Below are 13841 nucleotides of genomic sequence, written 5' to 3'. Positions count from 1 at the left end.
GTCAATTCAGTTTCACCATGGGCGCGTTGACCTTCACCGAGCCCCCGCTCCTGATCTCCGTGCCGCGGCTGCCGTCGACCGTGACCTCGCCGCCCCGCACCTCCACCGGGCCCTGCGCCGCGAGGCCGACCTTTCCGGTGCCGCCGTCCACGGAGACGCCCTTCCGCGCGGTCAACGTGACGCTCTCACCGGTCAGTTCGAGCGTCCCTCTGCCCGCGTCCAGGGCGACGCCGTCGCCCGCCCGGATGGAGACCTGCTCCTTGGCCTCGATGGTCACGCTGCCGTCGCTGCCGATGACGATGGCGGTGCCCTTGCGGTCGAGGTCGATGGTGAGCTTGCCGTCACCGGTACGGAGCCGGACGCCCTGCGGTCCGTTCGCCGCGTCCAGCAGCTCCAGCTGGTTTCCGCTCTTCGAAGCGAAGGCACGGCGGTTCACCGCGCCGGTGGTGGGATCGACGAGTTCCTCCCCGCCTCCCGAGCCTCCCGCACCTCCCGCACCTCCCGAGCCCACAGCCGCAGCCGCACCGGGAGCACCAGCGGCACCGGAGGCACCGGGCGCGCCAGGGGCTCCGGAGCCGCCGGGCGCACCGGCGGACGCTCCACCGCCCCCGCCCCCCGGCCGGTCCACCCCGTTGTACAGCCCCGCCAGGACGTACGGCCGGTCCAGATGCCCGTGCTCGAAGCCGACCAGCACCTCGTCTCCCACCTCCGGGATGAACGCCTCGCCGCCCCCCGTGCCGCCGGACTGCGCCGTGCGCGCCCAGTCGCTCGCGTACTCGTCGGACAGCCACGGGAACCGCACCTTGACCCGCCCGGACCCCTCCGGATCCTGCGTGTCCGTCACCGTCCCGCTGACCAGCCCCGCGCACCGCGAACCGCCCGCCGCCGCCGGGGAGCCGCCCGTCAGCCCGAAGAGCGACCGCTCCTGCTGCCCCGACACGGTGATCCAGGTCTCGTACCCGCGTACGGCGTCGAAGACATGGCGCGAGGTCGTCACCGTGTACCGGCCCTCGAACGGCGCGCCCACCGCGTTCAGCGCCACCGCACTGCCCGCCCGCACCTCCGGGTTGCCCCGGATCACCGCCTCCAGCTCCGCGAACGACCCGGCGATCCGCTCCGCCAGCGCCTTCGCCGCCTGGTCGACCTCGGCCTGCGCCCCGTACGCCGCGTCGGTCACCACGAACCGGGCCTCGCCGAACGGGGCCGACACCTCCGCCGCCGTCACCCCCAGCTCCAGCGTCGGGGACGTGCCCGCCGGGGCCCGGCCCACCAGCGGCTGCTTCGCCCGCACGTCCCAGCCGCGCACCTCCACCTCGGAGACCTGCTCGGCGGCCGACACCCCGGCCCGGCAGCGCAGCAGATTGCTGCCCAGCTCCAGGACCAGCGGGTCGCGGTCGGCGCGCGCCGAGGCGTCGGGCGCGCCGCCCGCCTCCGCCGGCTTCGTGATGTGCAGCTGCCCGTCCCGTACGTACGCCTGCGCGCCCGCCTCCTCCGCGAGGCCGCGCACGAACTCCCAGTCGGTGATGTTGGGTTGGGCGATGTGCTCCAGGACGGGCCCGGCGATGTCGACCGGGCCCGGCTTCAGCCCGGCGCGCTGGGCGACCTGGCCGCAGATGTCGGCGAGGGTCATGTTCTGGTAGCTGGCCACCCGGCGGCCCCGGAACAGCCGGTGCGACTCGTCGAGCCCCCGGACGACGGTGAACGTGCCGGACTCGTCGAGCTCCACCTCCAGCGCGGTGACGACTCCCTCCAGCAGCGGCTTCGGCTCGGTGCCGCCGCCCGCGCGGGCCAGCAGCCGGGCCTCGGTGCCGATCTTCAGCCCGGCCTGCTCCAGCAGCACCCGGTCGGGGTCCCGGAACCGCAGCAGGAACAGGTCGGGGAGCGTACGGCTGTCGTCGACATAGCCCTCGACCAGCGTGTTCACGAACTTCGCGGGCAGCGGCGTACCGCCGAACTCCACCGTCAGCGCCGTGGAAACCCCCTGCTGCGCCATCAGCCCCGCCCCCTGCCGCGCCCGGCCCCGGAGGCGTCCCGACCCGAGGTGTCCCTGAGCCGCGCCAGCTCGTCCAGGGCCGGCAGCAGGAGCTGGGTGCCGGGCGCGAGCCGCATCGGGTCGTCGATCCCGTTCGCCTCGGCGATCACCCGCCAGGCCCCGGGGTCCCCGTACTCCCGGTGGGCGAGCGAGGGCAGCGAGTCGCCCGAGCCGACGCGGTGGACGCGCCGGGCGGCCAGGGCGCCCGAGGTCGGGTTCTGGCCGGGCGTCTCGCCGCTGATCTCCTCCATGGTGACCTGGCAGACCGCCCGGATCGGCACCCCCGACGTGGTGAACAGCGTGTACTTGGCGGCGACTTGGCTCACGTAACCGGGGAATCCCGTCAGCCCGCCCCAGTGGAAGACGACCCACGGCGGCGACGACCGCTGCTGCTGCCGGGTCTCGTCCGTCGGTACGCAGCACGCGAAGAGCTGCTCCACCGAGGTGACGACCCGGGTGTCCTGGGTGTCACTGGCGTCGAAGAACATCTCGACGGTGAGCTTGCTGGGCTGCGATCCCTGGTACTCCGGCGGGCCCGAACTCTTCGCGCCCTTCGCCGGACTCCGCTTCCAGGAAGCCGCCTTGGTCAGGCTCAGCTCCTTGGGGTTGAACTGGAAGTCGATCCGCCCGCACGGCCCGCCGGGCGTCAGCCCGCCCCCGGTCGGCGGGGTCCGCAGCTCCAGGTAGGCGTGCTCCAGCTTGGGCCGTGCCGAGCCGCCCTTCGCCGCCGAGGCCACCCCCGACGTACCGGCCGCGCTGAACGCGATGGGACCCGCACCGCTCATCGCCCTCAGCCCTCCATCACGTAACCGTGGTGCGCGATCTCGATGGTCTCCATCGCGACCTTGGGCGACTCGGGCGTGAACGAGGGCCCGGTCCACCGCACGGGCACGACCTCCAGCAGTCCCCACTGGGCGACCTTCTGCCCGTCCCCGGTCCGCGCCTCGATGTGCGCGGTCTTCCGGCTGAACCCGGTGGTCATCGTGGCGAACCAGCGCGCCACCTTCTCCGTCTCCCGGGTGAGCGGCCGGGACAGCTTCACGTTGCTGTACTTCAGCCGGGTCGGCAGCTGCCACAGATGCCCGTTGTTGCCGCCCTCCTCCCGGGTTTCGAGGACCACTTCGCAGCCGAGGCCCTCGCACGTGTTGAACGACCCGAGCTCGATGTCGTCGATGGTCACGACGAAGCAGACGCTGACGGCGGGGTCGCTGTCCTGGGCGGTGGCCATGACACGTACCTCTCAGTTCGGTCGGGCAGCCGATCGATCAGGCTTGGTCCGAGCTTCGACTCGGCTTTCAGTGGCGGGTGTTGATGAGATGGCCGGCGCGTTCGCGTTCCAGCCGGAGATCGTTCTTCAGGAGCCGGCTCAGCGGGGCGTACAGGGCCCGGACCAGCTCGTCCGTGACGGCGGGAGCACCCTTGCCGTCCTTCGGAGCAGCCCCGGCTCCGCCTCCCGACTCCGTCACGGGGCCGGGCCCGGCCTCCACGCCGCCCTCCGGTTCCGTTACGGGGTCGGGCTCGGGAGGCGGCGGTTCCTCGACGGACTCGGCCACCTCGGAGTCCCGCTGGACGACCGGCCGCGAGGTTCCGGAGAACGGCGCGCCCCCGAAGACGACACTGCCGTCGGCCATCCGCTGCGCCACCCCGGCCGCCACCGCCACGGAACCGGCCGAGGGCAGCCGACGCCCACTGCCGGAACCCGGCAGGGAACGCGCCACCGAGGCCGGCACCGGAGGCTCTCCGGCGGCCCGACGCTGGAGGGACGCGAAGGGCGGTCCGGCGGGGGCGGACAACGAAGGCGCGGGCCCCACGGAGACACCGGGCCCGGCCACCTGCCCCCCGCCCTCCGCCCCGATCCACCGGACCGGCACCCCTTCGGGGGGCGGGGCTGACGACCCGCCGGGCTCCGACGCGGGCCCGGAAACCGGCGCGGCTGCACGCTGTACGTCGACGTTCCGCGGAACCAGGGGCCGGTCACCCAGGAGGGGGGCGATGGGGCCGCTGTCAGCCGGGGCGGGAGGCGCGGGAGGCTCGGGAGGCGCGGACGACGGACCGGAGGGGGCGGGCGGACCGGCCGACCTCTGGAGGGAACTTCCGGCATCCCCGGCACCTCCGCCCCCCTCGGCCCCACCCGCACCGCCCACCAAGCCCGCATCACCGGCACTGCCCACACCGCTCACATCACTCACAGAGGCAGGCGCCCCCACTCCAAGATCATCGGGACGGCTCGGGAACACCTCCCCCACCAGCGGATCGTCACCGAGCAAGGGAGCAGTGGGCTGGTCCGCGCCTCCCGGCGACACGGCCTCGGACGGGCCGGGCGCAGCAGGGGCAGCAGGCGGCACCTGACTCCCGGCGGCTTCCGGGCTGGAGGCGGCCCGTCGCTGGGCGGTCGGCGGCAGACCGGGCAGGGGCGCACCGAGCCCGGGCGCCCGCCGGGGCCGTTCCCCCGCCGGAGGCACCGAAGCCCGCTGAACGCCGACACCGCCGGAGGCCGGGGCGGGCGGCAGGTCGGACGGCGGGGCGGACGATGGGTCGGACGACGGAACCGGAGGCGCGGGCTCCGCCGCGACGGACCGCTCACCCACCAGGCGCCGCACGGGCAACTCCTCCTCGCCCCCGGGGCCGCTCTCCGCCCCGGGGGCGGACGTCATGGCCGAGTGCTCACCGCCATACAGACGCTGTACGGGTACGGGCGGGGGCGCGGATAGGGGCGCGGAAACGACCCCCGGCACGGCCTCGGGCCCGCCCACCCGCCCGAAGTGGGTCACCGCGCCCCGCACCGGCATGTCCACGGACCGCTGAGCAGCGACCGACGACGGCACCGGCGCGGACTCCGCCACACCGACCCCGCGCACCAGCCCGGCCGGGGCATCGGGGCTCACCAGGTGCCCGAGCGGAGTCCCGAGGGCCGTGTCCTGGCGGGTGGTGAGCGACGCCTCGAACTCCGCCGGCCCCACCGTCAGTCGCTGCCCGGACACCACCCGCTGGATCGGCTCCAGCCGGTTCAGGTCAACCCGTTCGCCACGATCGGCCACAGGCACGGGCGCAGGGGCGAGGGCGGGCGCATCGCCGGAGCGGTCAGCACCGCGGCCGCCTCGCAGCCAGGACATCAACCCCATGAGCTCCTCGTCCTCCCCTGCGCGGTGTATCCCGCCCGGCCGTCGGGCAGGGCCTCAGTGCCCGTTGAGGCGGGCGACCTGCGCGACGAACTTCAGGCGTTCCGGGTGTTCCAGGTCCAGCAGATCGTCCAGCTGCCAGTGGAAGTGGTAGGCGAGGTACGCGACCTCCTCGTAGAGCAGGTCGGCCGCGTACGTCACGATTCCCCCAGGCGGCCACCGGCGAGATTCACCGCGAACTCCTCGTCGCAGGATGGGCAGGTGACGGCGGCGCGGGTATGGCCCTCGGCGTTGATCCGGCGGTAGAAGTCCTGGAGGAAGGCCAGGTCGGAGGCGAACAGGTCCTCGATGACACCGGGATGGATGTCCTCGACCGTGCCGATGCGCGTCACGACCCGGGAGATGAGGACCACCGACAGATAGGCGGAGTTCTCCCTGACCCGGTCGTCCCGCAGGGGGACGAGTTCGTCGCGAGCGGTGGCGAGGCGCATCACGCCGGTGCGGTGGACCGCACCCGTCTCGTCGACGTAACCACGGGGCAGTTCGAACCCGAACTCCGTGCGCAAGGGCTCCCGCTGAACCGTCGAGCCGCCCCGTGTCCCGGCCGTGGCCTCGACCTGCTCCGGGCTCTGGAACTGGACCGAGCGGCGCATCAGTCGAGTTCCATGGCCTCGTAGGTGATCGCCAGCTTCTCGGTCAGCACCGAGGTGTCGCCGGCCTTGAGGGTGCCGATCTCCAGGGACTTCGGCCAGGCGTTGATGAGCTTGTACCGCTTGATCGGCAGGCCCTCGTAGTCGTAGACGATGACGGCGCCGTTACGGCGGGCGTTCGTCATGCGGCCGAACCGCGAGTCCTTGATCCACCGCTCGAAGCTGTTGTCCTCGGTGAGCCCGCGCGTCACGGTGACCTCACCGGCCTTGGGGCGGCCGGGCAGCTTCTTGATGGCGTACTTGCCGTCGAAGGTGTTCTGCTTCAGCTCGATGACGTCCTGCTCCATCTTCAGACCGCTGACCTCGGTGATCTGCTTGATGATGACGCTGTCGAATTCGAGGCCGAAGGAATGCCCGACGGAACTGTCGAGATCGGGAAGTGGCACAGCGGACTCCTTACGCCGGACTCAGGAACGGGCTGTCAGCGGCCGACGGGGGCGGCGGCCGGTCATTCGTCGACACCACCGCTGCCGCCGGTCAGCTGGGAGAGCCGGAACACCACGAACTCGGCCGGTTTGACGGGGGCGACCCCGATCTCGCAGATGACCTGCCCCGCGTCGATGCTCTCCGGCGGGTTCGTCTCGCGGTCGCACTTCACGTAGAACGCCTCCTCGGGGGTCAGCCCGAACAGCGATCCCTTGCGCCACTCGTTGACGAGGAACGCCGAGACGGTGCGCCGGACACGGGCCCACAGGGCGTCGTCGTTCGGCTCGAAGACGACCCACTGCGTACCGGCGAGGATCGACTCCTCCAGGTAGTTGAAGAGCCGCCGGACGTTCAGATACCGCCAGGCGGGGTCGGACGCCAGCGTCCGCGCGCCCCACACCCGGATGCCCCGGCCGGGGAAGGCGCGGATGCAGTTCAGCCCGATCGGGTTGAGGAGGTCGTGCTCGCCCTTGGTGAGCTGGGTCGCCAGCGCGACGGCTCCCCGGACGACCTCGTTCGCCGGGGCCTTGTGCACCCCGCGCGTGTCGTCGTTGCGCGCCCAGACCCCGGCGATGTGCCCGCTGGGCGGTACGAGGGTGGCGCGGCCGGACGCGGGGTCGGCGACGCTGATCCAGGGGTAGTAGAGCGTGGCGTACTTGGAGTCGAAGTTGGCCTGCCCGGTGCGCCAGCCGCGGATCTGCTGCGGGGTGAGCCCGGGCGGCGGGTCGAGGATGGCCACCCGGTCGCCCATCAGCTCGCAGTGGGTGATCAGCCCCTGCTGGACGGCGATGACCGACTCCAGGTCCAGCAGCCCGCGTTCGTACGCGCTCATCAGGTCGGGCACGGCGATCATGGTGACCTCGTCGACCGCTTCGAGGCCGCCGAGCCCCGTACGGCGGTCGGCGTCGCCGACGTACACCTCGGGGGCCATCGCTCCGGAGCTGCCGGCGGCGGGGGCGGCCGGAGCGAGGACCACCGTCTGCGGCGCGGGCGGGGCGGGGGCGGCGCCGCGCCCCGACTCCCGTACCTCGATCAGCTCGGACGTGGCGTTGACGCGGGTGGCGACGTTGTCCTTGCTGCGCTTGGTGGTGACGGAGGGGTACGTCTCCACGACCTGTCCGTCGCGCTTCACGAGGAACCGGAAGACGTCGGCGGGCGGATCGTCGCTCTCGACCGGGGCGACCTCCACGCTGATCTCGCCGCTCACCCCCGGCCGGGGCCGTACGGCGTAGGGCCCGACCGGGACCTCGGCGCCGACGGGCAGCTCGCCGGTCCCACGGGCTTCCCCGGTGTCGCCCGCCTCGGCCCCGTCGGCCCCGATGTGAGCCGCCGTCGTGCCGTCGTCGACGCGCACGACGTAACAGACCCCGCCACCGTTGGCGAAGAAGCCGTAGACGGAGGAGGCGAGGTAGGTGCCGTCGACGAAGTCGCCGAACGTGGCGACGAACTGGCTCCAGTTGGTGATCAGCGTCGCCTCGTCGAACGGGCCCTTCTGGGCGAATCCGACGAAGGCGGCGACCGAGGTGCCCACCCCTTCGATCGGCCGGGATCCGGACTCGACCTCTTCGACGTAGACGCCGGGGGACAGGTACGACGGCATAAGGGCCTCTCCTCGACACACTCCTGAACGCACTGCCTGAACGCACTGCCGAAACGCACGGCTCGACCGGGTGACGCGGGCCATTCTCGTCACGGGGGCGATCACCGGGAACGGACGGTCGGCCGCCCCGCCGCGCATCGAGGGCTGCCCGATGAGGCAACACGACCGCGCCGCGGGTGCCGCCCCGCCCTGCCCCGTACGCGGCACGCGCGCGCTGCGTACGTCCCCGGCTCCCCCGGCACGGTGGCAGCCACCACGCATGCACCACATCCGGGCGGCCTCCTGGCCGGCGGGAGCGGGAGAGGCGGGAGGGTCGGCGGATGAAGGCGGTTCCGGAGAAGCCTTCCGCCACGCCACCACGTCACGACGCCGTACGCACAGCGGACCTGGACGCGGTGCACGCCCCGCACCTCGATGCCGTACGCACCCCGGACTTCGACGCCGTACACGCCCCGAACCTCGACGCCGCACACGCCGCGGGTCACGGGGCGGCCCTCGAAATCTCCCGCTCGGAAGCGCCGCGTACGGAGCGTGCCCCCGCGGCCCCGCGCCCCGACCGCCGCTCCATCCAACGGCTGCAACGCATGGCGGGGAACGGGGCGGTGTCGCGACTGGTCGCCCAGCGCTACACCTCGCCGGTGAAGACGCCGCCGGCGCAGTCGGCCCGCTTCCGCACCATGAAGGCGGATGTGGCGGGGAAGAAGACCCGGCTCGCAGCGCACGCCCCGGCGGCGGCGGAGTCGAAGGCCTCGCAGGACGCGGCGGTGGCCCCGCCGGACGACAAGGAGGCCCAGGGCAAGGCGGCGAATGCCGAGAAGATGAACGCGGCGAAGCCCGGGGAGTTCGACAAGAAGGCGTTCATCGACGCGGTGAACAAGGCGATCGACTCCCAGGCCCCCAAGAACCTCGACGAAGCCGACAAGTTCGCCAAGTCCGGCAAGGCGGACCAGGTCAAGGCCGAGGTCGACGGCAAGGTCACCGACGGCAAGGAGACCTCCGCCAAGGACATCGACACCGCCACCAAGGCCCCGCCCGACACCTCGGCCGCCAAGGACAAGGAGGTCACCCCGCTCTCCCCCGACCAGGCTCCCGGCAATCCGGGCGCACCGTCCGCCCCGGACGCGGTGCCCGAGAAGCAGCCCGCGGCCGTCACGGACTTCTCCGAGGGGCCGGCCGAGAACGACAAGGCGATGGCGGACGCCGAGGTCACCGAGGAACAGCTGGCCAAGGGCAACGAACCGGAGTTCACCGAGGCGCTGTCGGCGAAGAAGACCTCCGAGGCGGACGCGGCGAAGGCCCCCGCGAAGGGAAAGGCGGCGGAGGACCAGCAGCTCTCCACCGCCAAGGAGAACGCGGCCGCGTCCGGAGCCCAGGCGATGGCGGGACTCACCGCGACCCGGGCCAGCGCCGGCAAACAGGTGGACGGCGGCAAGAACGACACGAAGTCGAAGGACGAGAAGAAGCGCGCCGAGGTCACCGCGAAACTCCAGAAGGTCTACGACGGCACGAAGAAGGACGTCGAGGACACCCTGTCCGGCCTGGACAAGAAGGTGGACTCGGCGTTCACGTCGGGCGAGAAGTCAGCGCGGGACGCGTTCACGGCCGACCACAAGAGCCGGATGAAGAAGTACAAGGACAAGCGGTACTCGGGCCTCATGGGCAAGGGCCGCTGGATCAAGGACAAATTCGCCGGCCTGCCGAAAGCGGCGAACGACCTGTACCAGGAGTCCCGCAAGCTCTACGTCTCCCGCATGCAGACGGTCATCTCCTCGGTCGCGGACATCATCGGCGCCGAACTCGGCAGGGCGAAGGCCCGCATAGCCAAGGGCCGCACGGAGCTGAAGGCCGAGGTCGACAGACTCCCCGCCGACCTGAAGCAGTTCGGCGAAGAGGCGGCGAAGGACTTCGCGGGCAAGTTCGACGACCTGGAAGCCACGGTCGACGAGAAGTCGGAACAGCTCGTCCAGGACCTGGCCCAGAAGTACACCGCCGCCCTCAACAAGATCGACGAGGAGATCAAGAAGCTCCAGGAGGCCAACAAGGGCCTGATCGACAAGGCGAAGGACGCCATCGTCGGAGCCATCAAGACGATCAACGAGCTGAAGAACCTGCTATTGGGCATCCTCGCCAAGGCCGCCTCCGCGATCATGAAGATCATCAAGGACCCGATCGGCTTCCTGGGCAACCTGGTGAAAGCGGTCGGCGCGGGCCTGAACCTCTTCATCACGAACATCGCCGACCACCTGAAGACCGGCGTCGTCTCCTGGCTCCTGGGCACCGCGGTCAAGGCGGGCCTGGACCTCCCGGCCAAGTTCGACCTCAAGGGAATCATCCAGCTCATCGGCTCGATGCTCGGCCTGACCTGGGACAACATCCGCACCCGCGTCACCCGCAAGGGCGTCCCCGACGAAGCGATGAGCGCGGTCGAAACCTCGGTCCCGGTGGCAAAGAACCTCGCCGCCGAGGGCCCAGCCGGCGCGGTCAAGGAGATCCAGGCAGAGACGGGCGACCTCAAGGCCACCATCCTCGGCAAGCTGACGACCTACCTGATCCCCACCGTCCTCATCGCGGGCATCACCTGGATCATCTCCCTGCTCAACCCCGCCTCGGCGTTCGTCCGCGCGGTCAAGGGAATCATCGACATCGTCACGTTCATCGTGACGCAGGGCGCGCAGATCGCGGACTTCGTCAACGCGGTCCTGGACGCGGTCATCGCCATAGCCAACGGCGGCCAGGCCGGCGTCCCCAAACTCATCGAAGCCGCCCTCGCCTCTAGCGTCCCCCTCCTGATCGGCTTCCTCGCCGCCCTACTGGGCATCGGCGGCCTCGCCAACAAGGTCAAGTCGGTCTTCCAGTCGGTGTCACGACCGGTCACGCGAGCCATCGACAAGATCGTCGACTTTATCGCCAAGAAGGGGAGGGCGCTGTGGCAGAAACTGAAGCGCCCGGACCACAGAGGCACGAAGCAGGCTAACGCATCGGGCGAGCGTGAGAGAAAAATATCGGACGCGGAACTGAACTCCCGAGTTTCCAGGGAACTCAAAAACAGGAACCTCAAAGGCGCTTCAGCAGACGAAGTTCGCCAAATTCTTGATGCGGTGGTCCGGAAGTTCAAAAAGTTTGGACTCAAGGAAATTTCGACCTCCTCCACAGGAGAGGGAGAGTCGAAGGTAAGCATTACCGCGAGTCCGTCCAGAGTGATTATGACGCTCCGCTTCCTTCGCGCTCTGGTCAGTGGTCTTAGCGCTCGTTTCAGACTGGATGATCTGCGCGGTGGAGCCTATGGCAGTAAGAAATCTAAGCCAAAATATGGATGGATAACCGCCAGGGTACCCACAGTGGCCATCGGCGCACTGAAGCGGTCCGACGGGTTTCGGGAGTACATTCGAGGGGAAAGCAAGAGCAGCACCAAAGCCTTCAAGAAAGCGGTGGAATCATACTTCAAGGCGCACCCGAACAGCAACAAGCCGATACCAGACATAATAGCTGATGCAAACCATCGCGGCTGGCATGCAGAGGAACAGATACTTGGCGTTTTCGCCGGCAACCTCACGTCGTATCTCTCGTCGCCAGCCGAGATCGCAGAGAGGTCGCCGAACCTGGATCCGTGGGCGAATCTGATGATCAAAGTTACGCGTAGCCCGTGCCCCTTGTGCGCCACTCTGATGGATGCCACACAGAAGAATGTCCGTCAGGACTGGCATAAGAACTTCAAGATTGTCACCAGTTCCATCGGGCTCTACGCCGGAGGGGAGCAAGATTTCACTTTCCGCCGCCCGGTGCCCACAACGGGTCCCAGAGACGGCGGGAACGTGGGCATGGGGATTCTACAGAATGCAGGTATCGAACAAGAGGTTCTCACACTCCATGACACTTCATTCGACGACATATACGCAGCATACGAGGCCGGAAGGATATCGAGTGCCGACATGGCGGGGTTCGTGAAAATGATATTCGCCCGGAACGATAAATACGCAAATGCTTTACGGGACACACTGGGGCAAGTCAACTACACGACGCGTAATTCTTTCTGAAGAGTGAGGTCACATGTCTGGGAAAAGCATTTCCCTTGCACTCAAGACGAAGGGATGGAAGGGCGCCTCGAGCGTCTCCGAGACTCTTGGATTCCTTGACCTGTTGGCACCCTACTCGGGGTGGATAGTTCGTCTGACCGAGAACCCCAGTGCCGGACTGGTGCTGATGACGATGACCCGAATGTCCGCGGAACCGGAAGAGCCTTCCTATCTATGGGTAGACATTCCTCATGAAAGCCAGGAGCAGGAATTCTGCGAGGCCCTCGACAATTTGCGGCAGCGGGACGAATTCAGCCCTGTAGTGATTCTCGAGAGCCTTACGGCAGAGGGATTCTCCGTACACACGGAATACCCGAGCTGATCGAAACCTAAGGGCTGTCCCGTAACGGCTGACCACAGATAAGATGATCTTAATGTGGCTGGTGTGATCACGGTATCGGAGCCGTCTTGGATAGGCCCGTTCACCGGCTTGAGCCCGCGCTGTTTCCGTATGTTGGTCACTGCGCTGCGCCGTGAAGGGGCTGATGCAGTGCGTCGGGGTCGGCCGTGGAGCCTGTCGTTGGAAGACCGGGTGCTGCTGGTCACGACTTACTGGCGAACGAACTTGACGATGCGCCAACTGGCTCTGCTGTTCGGGATCTCGAAGTCCGCGGTTGACCGGATCATCGATCGGGTTGGCCCCCTTCTCGCGCTGCGGCCCCGACTTCGCTTCGCCAAGGGCACCGCGCTCATCGTGGACGGCACCCTGGTTCCCACCCGCGGCCACACGGTGGCCGAACAGTCCAAGAACTACCGGTACTCCACCAACCACCAGGTCGTCATCGATGCCGACACCCGCCTCGTCGTCCTAGTCGGCCAGCCCCTGCCGGGCAACCGCAATGACTGCAAGGCATGGGAAGAATCCGGCGTGAAGGCCGCCGTCGGCAAGACCATGACCATCGCCGACGGCGGCTATCCCGGCCCTGGTGTCGTCATGCCACACCGTCGACGGCCGGGCGAGGAACTACCCACCTGGAAGCAGGAGCACAACCGCTCGCACAAGCAGGTCCGCGCCCGCGTCGAACACGCCTTCGCGCGGATGAAGACCTGGAAGATCCTCCGCGACTGCCGGTTGAAAGGCGAAGGTGTCCACCACGCGGTGCTCGGCATCGCCCATCTGCACAACCTTGCGCGCAGCACGTGACCGCACTCGACCAAAGCAACTGACCGCTCAAGAATCGATGGGCAGCATCTGGACCAGGCCGACCCAGTTCTCCTCGTCCGCCTTGGTATGGGTGGCTCGGACCCTCCAGCGGCCGGCGGGCAGCGCAACCGACGCTTGTGAGGGCATCCCGCCGCCGGGATATCCGGTGTCCAGCGCGGAACCTGCTTCGGCAGAGTCCATGAGTGTGGCTGGACCGTCCGATGACCACGTGCCGCACTCCTCCCACTCGGTGGCGGGGTCTGCAAGAACAGCCCTGGCCGCCGCCTTCAGCCCGGCCTCGGAGTCAGCCGCAAGCCACCGCAGGAAGGCCCGATGCTCGGGCAAAAAACAGCTGGTGGCCGGCTCGTCCGCCAACACCAGTGCCTGCGCACAGTCCTCGCCAACGTTGATCACACCGGCCAGACCGTCCACCGCGCAGACCCGGTCGTAGTCGTCTGGAGCGGTGGCGTCCCCCACCATGACCCCGGTCTCCGTACACCCACGCCATGCAGCCAACGCGGAGACGGGGACGACGATCAAAGGCCCGCCCATCGACTCCACCCAGACAGGGGAGGTGCAGGACGCATCGGCTTCGGAAGACGAAGAAGCGCTCATGACATCAGTGTGCCCTCGCCCACTGACAACGCCCACGGTGGCGACCGGCACCAGGGCAAGAACGGCCCAGGGTCTGCCGCACCCGCAGCTAAGGGACAGCCCTTAGGTTCGCCACCGTCTAC

The 13841-nt window shown here is 69.1% G+C and carries 11 protein-coding genes; 2 read left to right on the top strand and 9 right to left on the bottom strand.

Features of this window, described 5'->3' with window-relative positions; genetic code table 11:
• Position 1: 1 nt before the first annotated feature.
• The 8 genes from OG245_RS19415 to OG245_RS19380 form a co-directional block, all read right to left on the bottom strand.
• Complete coding sequence (locus tag OG245_RS19415; RefSeq protein WP_371624755.1) at positions 2 to 1993, bottom strand: VgrG-related protein; 1992 nt, start codon at positions 1991 to 1993, stop codon at positions 2 to 4.
• Complete coding sequence (locus OG245_RS19410) at positions 1993 to 2817, bottom strand: LysM peptidoglycan-binding domain-containing protein (protein WP_073799773.1); 825 nt, start codon at positions 2815 to 2817, stop codon at positions 1993 to 1995. Before OG245_RS19410 ends, OG245_RS19415 begins: the two co-directional genes overlap by 1 nt.
• Positions 2818 to 2822: 5 nt before the next feature.
• Positions 2823 to 3260, bottom strand: a complete 438-nt coding sequence (locus tag OG245_RS19405) for a phage tail protein (protein WP_018488496.1) — start codon at positions 3258 to 3260, stop codon at positions 2823 to 2825.
• 67 nt (positions 3261 to 3327) lie between these two features.
• The gene (locus OG245_RS19400) at positions 3328 to 3750 is read right to left on the bottom strand and encodes a hypothetical protein (protein ID WP_371624754.1); all 423 of its coding nucleotides are present in this window, start codon (positions 3748 to 3750) and stop codon (positions 3328 to 3330) included.
• 1458 nt (positions 3751 to 5208) lie between these two features.
• Complete coding sequence (locus tag OG245_RS19395) at positions 5209 to 5352, bottom strand: DUF6760 family protein (RefSeq protein ID WP_371624753.1); 144 nt, start codon at positions 5350 to 5352, stop codon at positions 5209 to 5211.
• On the bottom strand, positions 5349 to 5804 hold the full coding sequence (locus OG245_RS19390; RefSeq protein ID WP_371624752.1) for a hypothetical protein: 456 nt from the start codon (positions 5802 to 5804) through the stop codon (positions 5349 to 5351). The genes OG245_RS19395 and OG245_RS19390 overlap by 4 nt, the downstream gene beginning before the upstream one ends.
• Complete coding sequence (locus tag OG245_RS19385; RefSeq protein WP_018960795.1) at positions 5804 to 6247, bottom strand: phage tail protein; 444 nt, start codon at positions 6245 to 6247, stop codon at positions 5804 to 5806. Before OG245_RS19385 ends, OG245_RS19390 begins: the two co-directional genes overlap by 1 nt.
• 62 nt (positions 6248 to 6309) lie before the next feature.
• Positions 6310 to 7887 (bottom strand): phage tail sheath family protein, encoded by a 1578-nt coding sequence (locus OG245_RS19380; RefSeq protein ID WP_371624751.1) that lies wholly within the window; start codon positions 7885 to 7887, stop codon positions 6310 to 6312.
• A 320-nt stretch (positions 7888 to 8207) separates the two neighbouring features.
• Here OG245_RS19380 and OG245_RS19375 point away from each other — a divergent pair, with 320 nt between their 5' ends.
• The gene (locus OG245_RS19375) at positions 8208 to 11921 is read left to right on the top strand and encodes a hypothetical protein (RefSeq protein WP_371624750.1); all 3714 of its coding nucleotides are present in this window, start codon (positions 8208 to 8210) and stop codon (positions 11919 to 11921) included.
• Positions 11922 to 12336: 415 nt separating this feature from the next.
• Positions 12337 to 13104, top strand: coding sequence for a transposase (locus tag OG245_RS19370; protein WP_371624749.1), 768 nt, complete (start codon positions 12337 to 12339; stop codon positions 13102 to 13104).
• A 27-nt stretch (positions 13105 to 13131) separates the two neighbouring features.
• Here OG245_RS19370 and OG245_RS19365 read toward each other — a convergent pair whose 3' ends face one another.
• Positions 13132 to 13719, bottom strand: a complete 588-nt coding sequence (locus OG245_RS19365) for an immunity 21 family protein (protein WP_371624748.1) — start codon at positions 13717 to 13719, stop codon at positions 13132 to 13134.
• Between the last annotated feature and the right edge of the window lie 122 nt (positions 13720 to 13841).

The organism is Streptomyces sp. NBC_01116 (genome assembly GCF_041435495.1).
Classification (GTDB): Bacteria; Actinomycetota; Actinomycetes; order Streptomycetales; family Streptomycetaceae; genus Streptomyces.
This window is presented reverse-complemented; position numbering and strand designations above follow the sequence as displayed.